Raw genomic sequence first — 14,497 nt, 5'->3', positions numbered from 1 at the left:
CGATTAACTGAATACTTGTAACCAAGAGCAGTTACACAGAATTATTTACAGGGTCATAGTTTTTGGAGTGATAGCACTGTTTTTTGGTGTAAACACACTCAAAGGGCTTCTCAAACTATACCATATTAGGCGAAAGAAAAAATTAAGTCACCTGGTTTGTAGTTTATAACTTTTCAAACCAGGTGACTTTCTTTATTTAACACTAATTTCCAACTTGATTATGTGGCCATAGTAATGAGTAACTCTTACTGGAATGCCATTTTTTATTGGCCCTCCAATCTGTTTAGTTTTATTGAAAAAACTAGAAAGCTCATTATGAGAATACTTGAATGTGTAACCGTTGATGTCAAAGGACTCTTGACCGCCATCCTTGGTGATATACTTTACATTAGTGACTATGCCAGAAGTGACAAATACGTTACCCAAACGATACTTATCCATAATACTATCATACTCAACAATAACGAAATAATAAGTAATCATTGATAGTAAACCGGTAAAGCAGCCCATGAAAATTGAGAAAACCTTCCCTCTCCTTTTCATCCTATCTTCAATAAATAAATCCTTAGATTTAAAAAAAATAAATATTGATGATAAAAATAACGAGAACATCAGAGATAAGTAAATCAACTGGCCTTTGTTGATTCCGTTAGATTCGTAATATAAAGCATATTCCATATTGAATTTTATCTTTTTAGTTGCTACGTAACCTAGTTTTACTATGAATAGCTTGGGCAAAACCATAACTATCTGGCCATAGCATCGGATTGATATCTATAAGTAAATGGCACTTACCTTTATTTCTAGGATGATTTTCGGTACGATGGTCACACCAAGATTCACGAGCCAAAACGTCTAAATATATTACTTTATCATTTGTATTGAAAATATCCATATAATCTGGATCAGTTTTCATCCAATTGATCCATCCAGAGGAAATTGTTTTATAACGACATGCCGGTGCAGTGAAAGGCCCCCGGAAGGCTGTGCTATAGAATGTACTCGGCACCTCTATTACTTTGTTGCCCCAACTGGGAATTTGTAAGCGCAAACCGCGTAAAAGCTCCCACGGGACATCAAGACCACAAGTTTCTTCTTCAGGGTCTGAGAAACGAGCAATCATTTTTTCAAATTCCTCACGAGAGTTGAATTGTTTGATAATTTTACTAGATGTAATGGACATATCAGCACCAGGAAGACCAATAAAACCCGCTGTGATGCCAACTCCCCACACATCGCTGTTTAAGCTCTGAACATAAACGCCTTCAATTCCTGCAAGAACAAATGGACCACCACTGATGACAGCAGCTGGCCCTTCTGCGATTGCACGAACATCAGTCGTGTTATAAAGAATTAACGACATTGTTAATTCGCCATCAGGAACAGTATTAGCTCCTCCTTCGCCCGCAATTACTACATCCTCAAGATTACTCGTTATTGTTGTCCCTAAAGAACCATTACCACCTTGCGCTCCAAACCCTATTTGAATTGCCCCAATTTTGCTAGGTTCAACCCAGCCTGTTGGATGAGGGCAATAAGGCTTACAATGTGTGTCAGACCTAAAGGCAGAGACTTGAGCTTGCTTTGATTCGTCTATATCAAACATTCTGTTTGTAACTAGCGCAGTTAAGTATGGTCTATCTGCTGATACTAGTTTGATTGGAACTAACACTTCAAGGTTGTAAAACTCGCCATCATAATGAGTAGCGTATTGAGTCTTATTAATCACTTCTAAGTCATTATTAACACCATCTAACGCATATAAACCAGTGCTTTCTGAGAAATAGAACTCAAGTGATAAGTTTGACAATGGCGTATCAATATATTTATCACAGGTTGAATTACCATTATTACCAGTTTTGTTGTAATTTTGACAAGCTTTATTTGTTGGTTTGTTTTGGCCATCTAGAAAGGATAACCCAAAAGCAACTTTATCAACAGAGAATTTTTTGTCATATCCTCGGTCCTGATATCCTATCAATAGGTAATCCGAACCATTATTTCTAAATATTGTGTACTTTACTTGACTTCCTAGTTTTTCATAACTGACTTTATTGTGTTTTAGGTTTGCAGGCCAGTCGTTAATATTTCCGTCTGATAATTTTTCTATAGATTTTAAATCTACTTTTAATGGTTCCCAATTATTATTGGAAAGGTTTTTTGCGTTTGTTAAAGAAGATGCAAAAAACAATAGTATAAAAGCTAATAAGTTATTGGGTTTAAATTTCACTGACATTTGCCTTTTTTATAAAAAATCGATGCTAACATTTATAAATTAATATTCTGAAACCGATTTGCAAAATTGAGATATTAATCTAAGTTGTTGATTTCGAAGGATAAATAATCAATGTGAATGTTGACAATTTATATGAACCGTGTTTAGTACTCATTTCGTTGAATAAAAATAAAATCGCACCCTATGTGCTTTCACGGCTAGTGTAAGTAAAGCGATAGCTCTTTTGGCGATCTCTTCCTTACTCCTTACTAAAGCCTCGTGCTCACACCGATATGTGGAAGGCTTTTATTAATTGGGACGTTGTATTTGCTCAGAACTTGCTCAGAACTAAATTTTCTCTTTGCAGATGAGATGGATATTTTAGTTTCCATCTGTTCTATTCTTTCATTTACATCAGAGGCATTTACACCCATTACACTACCAAGCGCGAGCACCAGTAGTAACTTTTTCATAGGAGGTTTTGAATTCTCTTCACTAATATTTGATAACAGGCTGGCTCGTTTGAATGCTCAAAACACAACCTTAGATAGATAATATTTATATCTGGTTGCGGGAACTGTATGTCTAGTTCCTTCTTGAGACAATATTTATGAAAATTATGCCCTATAAGCAGTGACCTACAACTATAAGTCGAGTGAAAAAGTGATGGTGGTGGGGTCGATTTTTATAGTCATAGACAGGGAATCGCTAGCAACTAAAGCCGAGAAGGGTGGGGAGCTTTTTTGGGGGCCACACAGGCTAGAGCAACCTGTGTAGCTACTTCGCTACCTGAGCTTATCAACAATGAAGTCGATGAATAGGCGCGTACACTTGGGAAGATTTTCTCTGGATGAGAGAAAATCCAAATGGGTTTAGCACCAGGCCAAGCTGACTCTAATATTGTGATTGTTTTCACAAAACTAAAACTATTATCAAGTCAAATGTCAGTTGGGATAAGGAATTTGTTATGAAAATTCAAGGCGAAGTAATTAAAGAGCAAGGTGTATCATTTGAAATTGTTATTAAAAAAACAGATAGTTGACTCTCCATCGGAAAGTGATAAATCGATTCAATCGTTCTCTAGGTTCTTTCTAAGAATGCCTATCGTATTAATGGGGCAAAGTCCTACAGGCCAAGCTAAATATAGAGGCCGTCAAGATCTGGTTAACTTTTTATCTGTCTTGCATATATCTCAAATACCATGGAAAGAGTATACATTTAGTTAGAAAAACAGAATGAATTCATTAAAGTGCAAAAATGATGGCAAGCTCTGCCAAAGTGGGAGTTGGGCTATTAGATTTGGTTGATGGGAGGCAAGAGCAAACGGACTTGTTTAACCCAACCCCAAACAATACGCCGTTAATGTCGGTGTTTGATGGTCTGAATCGACGTTTTGGCCAGAATACGGTATTCCTTGGCGCTCAAGGCATTGGGCAAAAGTGGCAAATGCGGCGTCAGCTTCTAACACCGCAGTACACGACATCTTGGACAGATTTGCCTCAGGTTAAATGCTAACTCTTTGCCTAAAAATAGTTCATCGCGGGACAACCCCCGTTGTCCCCAAAAAACGCTCCAACCTATTATGGCGCTAAGTATCAACTCTGATTAATTTTTTCCGCGACAAATTGAACGATTTCATCGTACATCTCAGCGGGTAACCGACTCAGTTCAATCTTCAAACCACGCTTATCGCTGCTACGAGAAACCTTCGCGTACTGGTTTTTGTTCTCAAAGTTCGCAATAGCTTCGGTCTTCCAAGAAATCTTAGCTTCCTTCTTCGCGAGCTTCGCTTCTATCGCTGCGAGCACGATCTTCTGTTTGTCTTCGACGTTCTCTGCATCATCAAGATTAAATTTAAGTGAGTTGATAAAGCGCGAAACAGCGGTATTCTCTTTTACTAATTGCTTTTCAGCTTTCGCAAGCTTGGCATAGTAGCCATTCGGAATACCTTCACAATCAGGGAAGACCTCGATCATGCGTTGGTCGATGGCCGCCGCTGCAAGGCGCTTGCGACATGTTTCGCGACCAATGTTGAGGTGTGCGGCAAGCTCATCAATCTTAGTAAAACCTTGCTCTTGTATAATGCTTGAGTAATCTGCTCCCAACTCGCGGTAAGACAGGCGTTTAACAGACTGAGTTGTACTTATGAAAGAGATTAGGTCGGCCTGATCAACATCCCCTTCAATCACCCATAATGGTAAGTCTTTCTTAGCTTGGAGACAGGCGAAACGGCGCCGTGAGCTATCGAGGAGCTGATAAGTGCCCTGCTCATCTTTGGTGGCGACACCTTCAGTATGTACGCCCTCTTCTTGAATGCTTGGCAAAATGTCGCGTACGGAGTCTAAAGTAAGCGATTCTTGGCAACGTGGGTTCAACGGGTGAATCGATGTTCTACTTTCCAGCTCATTGGCTTTAACAATCACACGCTCAGCAGTTGTGGTTTTTCCGCTGGCGAAAGTGAAGACTTTTTTGGGGCTTTCGGACTTTGTACGTTTACCCAGTTGATTGCCTTGGTTAAAACCGGTGCGTTTATCTTGTGGTCGTAACATGTTATAGCCCCTTCGTTGCTAGTTGCTTGATTTCAGTGATGAATTGGTGATAAACGGCATTAACAGACGTCATTGCCAGGTCAAACTGCTTACCGCTGCAAATTTGCTCCGATTTTCGAATATCAAGCACGGTTCGGTTGCTTTCTGCTGCCGCAACAAACGCTTCAGAGTGGCGAATAGCGGTAGACAGTAAATGCCCTTGCGCCGCACGTAGTAGCTTATCGAATACTTTCACCTCGTGAGCGCTCTTCTCGTCAAAGTTTACGGGAAGAAGCTTTGCCCACTTTAGGTTTTCGCCCTGCGATGGCAGAGCTCTGAAAGTGCCCGGCATGGTAGCCATGTAATTACTGGTAGACGCAAAGTCGAATTCTCGCGGCGTGACTGGAATGAGTACCGCGTCAGCAGCTTCATTCACAGCCCATAGGATTGGCGAATTCTGGGGAGGGGTATCAATGAAAATGAGGTCGTATTCTTGTTTAAGTATCGGTAGGATTTTTTCGCGTAGCTCGCTCACCAGCTTCTGTTGACCTGCTTCATCTTGTCCCCAATAGCTATCAACAAAACGTTCGTCTGATGGGAACGCTGGAATTACATCGAGGTTTGGCAGATGCGTTTTGAATGGAATCGCTTTAACCAGTTCGTCGTAGCTAAAATCATTAAGGTACTGCGAGAAGTCACCATCAGGTTCTAAATCGGCCAATGCAATATCGACAGCCGTCATATACACCGACTCATCATCGGCTCGGTGAATGAGGTTTTGACCTGTTGATCCTTGCGGGTCTAAGTCGATAACGAGGCAACGCGCATTGAGGTTAAGGTCTAAGGCTGCTGCGGTCGCTAAGGTGACAGTTGTTGTCGATTTACCAGTACCACCTTTATGGTTTTCGACAACCACAGTGGTTGGTTCAAAGCGCTGGTTGTACTTTGGAAAATCCATAAAATCCATCATGCTTGCGACATCAAAACGATTATAGAGATGGGTGCGGCCTTGAATGATAGGCGCACCAATCACGCCCTGCTCTGTCGCTTCGTCGATTCGACTATTAAACGTCACACGCGATAGACCAAAAAGTTCTTGAAGTTCTTTTTTCTTCAACGAATGGTTGTAGATCAAACGGTCAACGCTTCCTTCAATTTCAGTGTCAGTTACTTTGATCTGCATGCGCTCTTTGATAACAGCCTTGAGGTCGGCCTGCTCTTGCTGCATGCGTTCGCATACGAGTTCCAATGAATCGATGATGGTGGTCATGAAATGTCCTTAGTGCCTAAATCGCTTACAAACACTATAAAGTACTAGAAGTAAAAATTAAACCCTAAAAGATACTTTTACCTCAATAATGGTTTAATGTCTGTTTTTAGTCGCGAGATGGACGAAGGTTAACTTGAGTGAGTGCTCTTTATTAGCTCCATGAGACAAAATAGATCACAAATTCAAGGTAATACGGAAGGGGGAGGCTTGTGAAACTTACTTGAAGTTCGAGATTTACTGTAATGGCAACAACGTTTATGAATGACTAGCACACGTCTTAAGCGCAAAAATATAAGTTTGTAAATTTTTAAAGCTTCGAATAGGAATATAAACCCCCTCACCCTTGTCGTTGTTTGCAAGGTACCATTCAAGGTTTATCGGTGTGGGTAGGCAATTGCTTTTTGGGGAGGGTGACACGCACGCAGCCAGAAGGATGGCCGAACTCATTAGCAAAAGTCTCGTGTGGTTTTTCATTGATCTGTTTAACCTGTGCTTGTTTGTACTCTTGTTGTCGGGTCTCTCGCCATTTTTGATAACAGCTTGTGATAAATGAAAAGGCTTTCAGTAGCCCCAGAAAAGCTTGGAGATATTGCATTTATTGCGTCCGCTTGAAATGAATAGGATTGTTACTTAGTTGATTCTTGGCATGCCCACGGTTAGCTGCAATTCCCTCTAATACAGTAATGAGCCACTCGGGGGCTTTTGCTAATGTTTGAGGTTTAATGAACTGTCTCACCTGTGCCCAAATAAATCCGAGAGCGAACAGGACAAGCACCACAGCACCGTAATATTCACCGGCTGACCATCTTAGTACGCCAAAGATCAGATCAGCTTCTTCAGGAGTCAGAGTGCTGACCTCTGCCGCCACACAATTTGGTATCATTACAAGCAGTAAAAAAATTATCTTTTTCATGTATTTATCCATTTTTAGATGATTGTGGTATTTGCCTCTATATTATTAAAGACTGCTGAAAATCCATTAGTTATCGGTTGCAGCTAAACGAAGGTTTTCCGCGATTCGTTGTGACCAACCTCGCGAGAACTTGCGCCACGCCTTTGTATCGTTCATGTAATCTAAACGGTCAGCTAAAAACTTTAAGAGCACATCATTATGATCTGCGGCTTTAACTGCAGCTTCAGTTTTCTTACCATAATAGCCATCGTCCTTAGTGCCGACGGCGCGCTGCAAAAAGCGCATTGCACGCCAACAACCATGATGAATTGATGCATCAAAAAGTTGATACATCAGCGCTTTATGCAGATTGTCCCCACCAAGTTTGAGCCAAAAATCATGATAGTAGACCTCTTTAGCTTGCTCGATGCTGAGCTGTTCTATATTTAGATGCGGGTAGCTCATGGCGGAGATACCAAACTTCGTACCTTTACATTCACCCTGGCCGACGGTTCCGGTCGTCCAGTTACCACGGTCATCGTATAGGTTTTGGTACTTACCTTCGTGACCAATCACCCTTTCGAAAGCGATCAAATAGGCTTGTGGGTATTTCATAGGTCCTCTCTCAATAATTAAGCCGGGCGAGTGGCTTCTACTTGGATGGTATAGGTACTGCGGGTACCCGACAGAGTAACGCTTTTAATCGACCAGTTACCTTTGGAGTGGAGAGAGCAAAACCCCTCTAACTTCATAGCCGATTCAGCAAATAAGCCTGGCTTCCCTCTTAAAGTGGCGCTGAATCTTTGCACGCGCCGGTTAAACTCTGAAAGTTTAGCTTCGGCACGTTGCGTCGCTTCATCTGCACTTTTAAACACAGTATCTTGAATTAGGTAATAAGGTTTGTGCCCGATCTTCGCTGTGCCACTTTCTCCCGTCTCAGTGGTTTGCCATTCAGCTTTAATGCCTTTGAAGCGGATATTACTGGGGTGTGCAATCTTGGCTGAACCTTTTTGAACATCCTGAGCCGAAATAATGATGGAACGCTGGACGTTACCTGCTAACGTTTTTAGACTCCCTCGCTTGCCAAACACATACATACGATCGATGGGCTTGGCGATAGCGTCGTACATCGTTGCTAATCGAGTAATAAAAGCAGAGTCAGTCTCCTCATTTTGATTCAAGTGTCCGGTTAACAGGCATGCGAGTTCTGGGCTAACGCGCACATCGTAGCCATGCGGTTCCATTACGGCTTTCACCACATCCGAGACTGTAGCCGGTGGAAAGGAGCGTCGCCTAGGTTCCTTAAAACCACTCCTATCTTCTACACTAAATTTAGCAGGAGTAAGTTGCACAACTAGCTTTACTGGATGCAAGTGTTCAGTGACCGAAGAAACTTGAAAAGCTCCCCGATGTTCGCCATCAATCGTTACGCTCCACTCACAACCGCTTTTAGGAATGTACTCTTGTAACTGGCTACCACTGAAGTTAAGAGTAAGCCTATCCGCTTTTGTACCATCATCACTGTCTGTTAATGACCAGCTGATGAGAAATGGCTTAAGCTCTGTAGCCCCCTCCCCCTTGATGCTTATTACGTCCATACCGGTATTTCTCTTGTTGCGACCTCATTAGCTTTATCCTCAATAGTCGGTAATTCAACCACTTGGCCGGGTTCTAAAAAAGGTGTAGTTTGGTTTGGATTAAGTCGATAAAACGCCTCTTCAAGCTCGTCTGAGTCCACACCAAATACACGAAAAAGTAACCGGTTAACCGTTTCATTTGGCTTTACTTGTACTTTCATTTCTCTGTCGATATTCCTTTAGCGTGAGTGTTATTTTGACGATTTGCGCTTGTCCTGAATCAATGATTTTTGTATAGCTGGTCTTTACATTACGAATGGTAAATGTCCCCCAATTTTTACCTTTACTATCCGTCGCCTGAACGACCTTATGTGCTTTGGCCATCGCACGTAACGCTTCAGCTTCGGCCTCGCCACTCCCTTTGAACGCTACGAGATTAAGCGTCCAGTTATCGAGCGGGTTGGCAGTAGGGTCTTGCCTCGGGCAATCAATCGCATCAAAATCTGACCAACCACTAGAAGTCTCATAGGAGTGGCCTTCCAGCGGATTACTTTGTTTGACACTAAAAACATGCTCGTCTAATGCCAAATGCTCGTTAAATGCTAAATACTCCATTAATTCACCAATGAATGTTCAAAATCTTGTGTGAGGTTTTCAGAGTCCAAACCATGCTCTTGAGCAAACTGAGTGAGCACCTGCTGTATCGCCTCCATCGTTAACATTGCGGTTTGTTCTGGGGCTTGCGCTCCAGATATCTGCACAACAGGAGAAAAGGTCACACTCGGCCTCTGAGTTTGCTCTGCTTTATGAATTTGATTACTTCTAATCTCTTCCATTTTATTGGGTAAGGGGCTCTGGTTTATCCAATGCTCCGTGGCAAGTTCTGGACTTTTCGCTTGAGCAAACTCGGGGCTGGCCACTGCTTTTGCCCCCTCAGACGCCGGTTTCTCGCTTGGTGTGCTTCCATCACCTTTAAACCAACTAAAGATGGTTGAACCAATATCTTCACCAGTAACGTCGCCAAGCATTCCTCCAATACCTGCGCCAATCACAGTTCCGATACCAGGAAGGACCATTGAGCCAAGCGCAGCACCTGCTGCTGCACCACCTAAACCACCAAGCAACCCACCGCCACGTTTTGCCGCCGCGGCTTTATCTCCACTCATTAGGTGGTTAGTAAAGCTAACGGCATCAAAGGCCATGCTGAGAGGTCGCACAAAGGAAGTCGCTTTAGCCAGTTTATGAATAGGCATGCCCCACCCTTTTGCCTTGGCACTTCTTGAATCCGGCGCATGCCCACCGGGAACGCTCGAAGGTGAATCCTGAGTTACACCGCTGAACAGCCTCATACCTAAACTGCGTTTGCCAGCACGTCGGCGTCGTGATGATGGCCTTGCTTTTTCTCTTGCCCTGCCAGATTCGCTCACGCGAGCGCCGCCTGTCGCTCTTGCTTGACGTTCCATTGCGGCAGTGTGACGATTGGCCGCAGCCGTCGCTTTGTCTGTAGCAGACTGTTGGCTCTTTAAGGCCAATGCCTCTTTAGCGATACTCGTAATGTTTGTCGCGAATTTGATACCTTGATAAACCTTATAAGCAGCAATACCGGCCACGACTGAAGCACCTAGCCCAAGTACAGCACTGCTCGCCATTCCGGATTCGGCAATCCAATCAGTTGTTGCTATCGTTAGGTCCGTGACACCATTGTAAAAACCTCTAAGTGCAGGCCACGCCTTATCACCCAAAACAATGGCTAATTGACTGAATGCATCGTTAGAGCGCTCTATATCAGCAAGCCTTGTACTGGCATTTTCTTGGTACTCTTTCTTCACCGAATTTGAGCTTGCAGAAGCCGCATTCTCCTGAATTTGAGTGAGTTGCTCTGTATCCTTGAGCATCTTTGTTATCAGTGGACTCGCCTTGTCACCAAATATGGACTTGATCGCAGCAGCTTGCTCCTGTGTGTCTAACCCTTTGATACCATCGAGTACACCCAGCAAAGTAGCTGTTGCGTCTTTTGTCATACCAAGTGAAACAGACTCTGCATCAGTACCAAGCTTTTTAAAGGTGTTTTTTTGGCCATCCGTCGCTAGGAGTCCAGCGCTTAAAGCTGCGGTAATGTCCTTGACTGCTATTGTCGCCTCTTTTTTACTAGCGCCATTTGCTAAAAGGGCTCCCGACAGTCCCAATGCTTGTGACTCACTGAAGCCTGCGTTCATCATGAACTCGCCTTGGCGAGCCATAACATGCACGAGATCGCTTGCATTAACGCCGCTATTTTTGCTGTCAACCTCATTGATCATATTAGCCATATGCATGAATTTTTTTTGACCGGATTCATCATGCCTATACCCAAGTGCATTGCGTAATTTCATTCCTTGTTGGGCAGCCTGCACTTTGTCTTTTATGCCCCAAGCAGATGAGGCCATAACAGTGTCACGGGTATAAGCAACAAGATCTTCCTTGCCAATCCCCGAGTTCGCGCCAGTACCAGCAATTGCCATTATCTGTGAGCTATCCACCCCTGCTAATTCGACCGTAAGACTATTTAGATCACGACGTAGCGCTTGTGCTTCTTGTCCTTGAACGCCTTGATTTCCAAAATCAAAATTTCGAGCAATGGTTAAAAATGACGCATCATTGACGGCCGATTTTTTCATCATGACTGCGCCGGTCGATAAAATGGCCCCAGCAGTGGCGTTACTGCTTGGCATTGATTGCAGTACATCTTTTTTACGTTGTTGAAGTTCATTAGAGCGGCTTAGCAAGCGATTTTCACGGTCGAGTAATTGCGCTGATTTTTCGACTCTACGGTCTGCGATATCTTTAGCTTTGGGTAAATCCGTCGGGTTAATACCGACTGCTTCCAACTTACTTTCCAGCTTAGACATTTGGCGTGACTGGTTTTTCTCTTGTGCTTTTAAGCTCGATGCTTTTTGACGTAGCCTCTCTAATTCAGCTTGTTCCTTTTTGGTGTGCTTATATTGGGCGTTTTTTTTCTGAGTCAGCTTGTAGACGACCGACTCAGAACGAACTAATTTTTGTTGCTCTTTATCAGTTAAATTAATACCTTGGGCTTTTTTCCTATTCAGCACTTCTAAAGCTTTCTGGTTATTTTTTAGCGAAACGGTCTCTGCGTCCGTAAGCTTTAGATGGAGTGTTTGTTTGGCAGACAACGCTGTCAGTACTGCGCTGTTATGTGATGCTTGCTTTTGAGTCATGCGAAGCGCCGACTCTAAAGACTCGAACTGCCTAACATCACCTGCAATATCCTGTGCTGATTTCAGTTCCTTTTGTGCCTTTTTTATGGCGCCAATAAAACCTTGCTGCGCCTTATCTGCTGTCTCAATTCCAGCGACCGCTTGCGTAGCACCTGTGGTGATGCCTAATTCTATTTTTTTATCCACGCTTTACCCCTAAGTGAGCTAAAGCTAGCTCGTAACGTCGCAATGCAATTTCCGTTGTCCACTCTTGTGCATCACCAGCGGAGTAACCCGCCAGTGGAATCACGTCTAGAATGACTTCAACGCTCTCTACTGAAAGTAAGCCGCTGGTCTGATTAAAAAATGCGTAACAGCGCTCACAAGGCTTCGGTAATCTGGTAATGGCAAAGCCATAATTTCATCTTCTTCAAGATCTGTAAGGTTCGCGATAATAAAACAGGCCCGTTTGATGTCATCATTGATTTTATTGGCCATTTTGGAAAGTTTAAGGGTAGGTAGCTCGAAGGTTACTTTGCGCTCACCACTAAAATGCAGCACCACTTCTTTCGCTGTTTCATCTTGCTCTAATTGAGCCAACTGGTAGCTGGTTTGGTGGTAGAAGTCATAAGACGACTCATAAAGCGTCAGCCAATCAGGGCTTGATAGCGCATCCAGTTCATCTTGGCAAAGCCCTGTTGAGGCCATCACCAAAGCTTCTTTCTCTTCTTGGGTGAATGTGTCACCTTTCGGCTCAATCGCCATGCTTGATTCACGGCTCATTGGCTTTACTGTGACTTTACTGAGTGTTTCAATGGATTTTAAAAGCGTGAATGAACGCTCTAGGTATTCGGTTTGAGTCATACTGCCTCCACAATAAATAAAAAGGTCGCCAATTGGCGACCTTAAATAAACACAATGCGTTAGTTATTGAATTTCTTGCCACCGATCGTGTATTGACCGTTATCAATATCCACTTCGGTGAGGGTCACACCGTTTTCTTTCCATGTATGCCTCGAGATCTGTCCCGTTAAGGTAAGGGTTTGTTGTTCGCGCATCTTGTGTGATGAATACTCCACGCTGACTTCACCCGTCATCTGGTGCTCAGCTGAAAACACCTGATCTTGATTCGTGCCATTTTCATTGAAAATAATGACCGTCTTATCACCATTTTTCAGGGCCGCCTTGACCACCGAAGCCATTTCACCCTTAATGGTCACCGACCACTCAGCAGCTTCGTAACCCACACACACTTTTTTGCCCATGAATGCCCCAGGCACATCAGCATATACTTTGCTGTATTTGGGTGGTGTAAAGTCTTCAATGTTGTTCGTAATTTTAATGTCGCCTGGTAGTACTAGTTTTCTGGCGAGAGTAACTCGATTAGACATATTTCACCTATTAACTGAATGATTTAACTGCGCTGTCGATGTAAACCTGTAAAATTTCATCGCTTTGGTTGAGTTCAATGATGGAGTGCTCGTTAGGACGGTAAGCGCCCCAATCAACCACAAGTACCCACTCACCATTTTTATAACGCTGCAAGTTATTGCGAGTGGTGTGGAGGTAACATTTTGCACCAATGATCTCACCATCGGCTTGCAGACTGGCGAGCCAATTATTCAACTGCGCAACACGCTGATTAAAGAAATCAAAGTCCAAGTTAGATTTCATCGTGTCACGATGTGACTTGATAAGCTCTCGACACAATTGGTTTTCAATACCAATAATATTGCCAAAACTACCATCTGCCGTACGGGTGCCTAAGAACATTAAGCCGCCATTCGGATCTCGAACCGTAAGCGCGATGCCTTTTTTATTAAGGTCTACCGCTTCACTGTTTTTATCGTTAACACGGTACCCAACCAAACGGGCGATATCGTCCAGTGGTACTGGTGCACCATTGGGTGTTTGAGAAGGTTTCACACTGCAGCGCGCTGCCATGCCAACAACAGATGGTGGAATCGTATGTCTCCAACGCTCACCACTCACATCACAACACCATACGCGTTTATGGCTCTCACCTAATTTCCCAGCATATTCCTTAGCATCCTTGGTGATAAAATCCGGTGCGTCAGTCCAACCCTCACAGTAGGTTTGGTTAGCAAGTGCCGCTAATGCGTTAGCGATTTCAAGGCCATGGAAGCCTGGTGCGGCCACATTGGTAGGCGCTTCTTTGCATCCAGCAAACGCTGCAATACCTGTTAATCGACCAGAAGGCGACACGCCACCAACGATGTTTTGTAGCGTTTCATCGGCATCTGCACCTGGTTTTTCAATGATGACGTAACAAGGCACCTGAGCGACTTCTAGAAAGTACTTCGCACTACAATAAAGCACACCGGCTGGGTTCTCTGTTGTGTCAATTTTGGCTAGGTCAGCGGTCGTATAAAGCTTGATAGGTTCGCCATAAGGAACGTCTGGATGTTTGTTGGGTGCCAATCCAATCATGCCGCCCAGTTGGTTATCCACTCCGCCCATTGGGCCTAACGGCTCACCCACTTCAAGTGAGATGCCGTTATGGTTTTGTGTTGTTGTTAATGCCATTATTGTCTCTCTTCTTTTAATACGAGATTTTTATTTCTGAGATGATACTCAGCTTGAGATGGTTTCAAGGTGACCGTTTGACCCTCTTCACGCCAGTAATAAAGGATGCGCTTTTCTCTAAGCATCACATAGTCGCGCGGGTCATTCGTTGCCTGCGTTTGGGTTGGTGCGTCTAACGCAGACGCTTTCGTTTTTGCCATTGGTTAATCTCCAAATAAAAAGCCCCGCTCAAAGGCAGGGCTCTAGGTGAAATTTAGATACAAAAAAACCG

15 protein-coding genes and 1 pseudogene are annotated in these 14,497 nt (G+C 43.5%); 1 reads left to right on the top strand and 15 read right to left on the bottom strand.

Going from position 1 to position 14,497, the window contains the following annotated elements; genetic code table 11:
* Positions 1–192: 192 nt before the first annotated feature.
* Together JC606_RS18025 and JC606_RS18020 are read right to left on the bottom strand one after the other, a co-directional pair.
* On the bottom strand, positions 193–678 hold the full coding sequence (locus tag JC606_RS18025) for a hypothetical protein (protein ID WP_198779107.1): 486 nt from the start codon (positions 676–678) through the stop codon (positions 193–195).
* A gap of 16 nt (positions 679–694) precedes the next feature.
* The gene (locus tag JC606_RS18020; RefSeq protein WP_198779106.1) at positions 695–2,230 is read right to left on the bottom strand and encodes a hypothetical protein; all 1,536 of its coding nucleotides are present in this window, start codon (positions 2,228–2,230) and stop codon (positions 695–697) included.
* 1,260 nt (positions 2,231–3,490) lie between these two features.
* On the opposite strand from JC606_RS18020, the pseudogene JC606_RS18015 reads away from it, so the two are divergent.
* Positions 3,491–3,730 (top strand): annotated as a pseudogene (locus JC606_RS18015) (DUF4113 domain-containing protein); the annotation flags it as partial.
* An 80-nt stretch (positions 3,731–3,810) separates the two neighbouring features.
* On the opposite strand, the gene JC606_RS18010 reads toward JC606_RS18015, so the two are convergent.
* From JC606_RS18010 to JC606_RS17950, 13 genes are all read right to left on the bottom strand, one after another.
* Complete coding sequence (locus JC606_RS18010) at positions 3,811–4,764, bottom strand: ParB family protein (protein ID WP_198779105.1); 954 nt, start codon at positions 4,762–4,764, stop codon at positions 3,811–3,813.
* A 1-nt stretch (position 4,765) separates the two neighbouring features.
* Positions 4,766–6,013 (bottom strand): ParA family protein, encoded by a 1,248-nt coding sequence (locus tag JC606_RS18005; RefSeq protein WP_198779104.1) that lies wholly within the window; start codon positions 6,011–6,013, stop codon positions 4,766–4,768.
* A 367-nt stretch (positions 6,014–6,380) separates the two neighbouring features.
* Entirely contained in the window at positions 6,381–6,608 is a 228-nt protein-coding gene (locus JC606_RS18000) for a hypothetical protein (RefSeq protein WP_063524127.1), read from the bottom strand.
* The gene (locus tag JC606_RS17995) at positions 6,609–6,926 is read right to left on the bottom strand and encodes a hypothetical protein (protein WP_063524128.1); all 318 of its coding nucleotides are present in this window, start codon (positions 6,924–6,926) and stop codon (positions 6,609–6,611) included.
* 66 nt (positions 6,927–6,992) lie between these two features.
* Positions 6,993–7,520 carry a glycosyl hydrolase 108 family protein gene (locus JC606_RS17990; protein WP_063524129.1) on the bottom strand — a complete coding sequence of 176 codons (528 nt, stop codon included), beginning with the start codon at positions 7,518–7,520 and terminating at the stop codon, positions 6,993–6,995.
* Positions 7,521–7,537: 17 nt separating this feature from the next.
* Positions 7,538–8,503 carry a contractile injection system protein, VgrG/Pvc8 family gene (locus JC606_RS17985; protein ID WP_198779103.1) on the bottom strand — a complete coding sequence of 322 codons (966 nt, stop codon included), beginning with the start codon at positions 8,501–8,503 and terminating at the stop codon, positions 7,538–7,540.
* Entirely contained in the window at positions 8,494–8,703 is a 210-nt protein-coding gene (locus JC606_RS17980) for a phage tail protein (RefSeq protein WP_102276764.1), read from the bottom strand. Before JC606_RS17980 ends, JC606_RS17985 begins: the two co-directional genes overlap by 10 nt.
* Positions 8,678–9,097, bottom strand: a complete 420-nt coding sequence (locus tag JC606_RS17975; protein ID WP_063524132.1) for a phage tail protein — start codon at positions 9,095–9,097, stop codon at positions 8,678–8,680. The genes JC606_RS17980 and JC606_RS17975 overlap by 26 nt, the downstream gene beginning before the upstream one ends.
* Positions 9,097–11,886, bottom strand: coding sequence for a phage tail tape measure protein (locus tag JC606_RS17970; RefSeq protein WP_198779102.1), 2,790 nt, complete (start codon positions 11,884–11,886; stop codon positions 9,097–9,099). The genes JC606_RS17975 and JC606_RS17970 overlap by 1 nt, the downstream gene beginning before the upstream one ends.
* Before the next feature lie 126 nt (positions 11,887–12,012).
* Positions 12,013–12,543 carry a phage tail assembly protein gene (locus JC606_RS17965; protein ID WP_063524134.1) on the bottom strand — a complete coding sequence of 177 codons (531 nt, stop codon included), beginning with the start codon at positions 12,541–12,543 and terminating at the stop codon, positions 12,013–12,015.
* Between the two features lie 59 nt (positions 12,544–12,602).
* Complete coding sequence (locus JC606_RS17960) at positions 12,603–13,070, bottom strand: phage major tail tube protein (RefSeq protein WP_198779101.1); 468 nt, start codon at positions 13,068–13,070, stop codon at positions 12,603–12,605.
* Between the two features lie 10 nt (positions 13,071–13,080).
* Positions 13,081–14,226 (bottom strand): hypothetical protein, encoded by a 1,146-nt coding sequence (locus JC606_RS17955; protein ID WP_063524136.1) that lies wholly within the window; start codon positions 14,224–14,226, stop codon positions 13,081–13,083.
* The gene (locus JC606_RS17950; RefSeq protein WP_063524137.1) at positions 14,226–14,426 is read right to left on the bottom strand and encodes a hypothetical protein; all 201 of its coding nucleotides are present in this window, start codon (positions 14,424–14,426) and stop codon (positions 14,226–14,228) included. The genes JC606_RS17955 and JC606_RS17950 overlap by 1 nt, the downstream gene beginning before the upstream one ends.
* Positions 14,427–14,497 lie beyond the last annotated feature (71 nt).

Source organism: Vibrio sp. IB15, from assembly GCF_016406055.1.
Classification (GTDB): Bacteria; Pseudomonadota; Gammaproteobacteria; order Enterobacterales; family Vibrionaceae; genus Vibrio; species Vibrio chagasii.
This window is presented reverse-complemented; position numbering and strand designations above follow the sequence as displayed.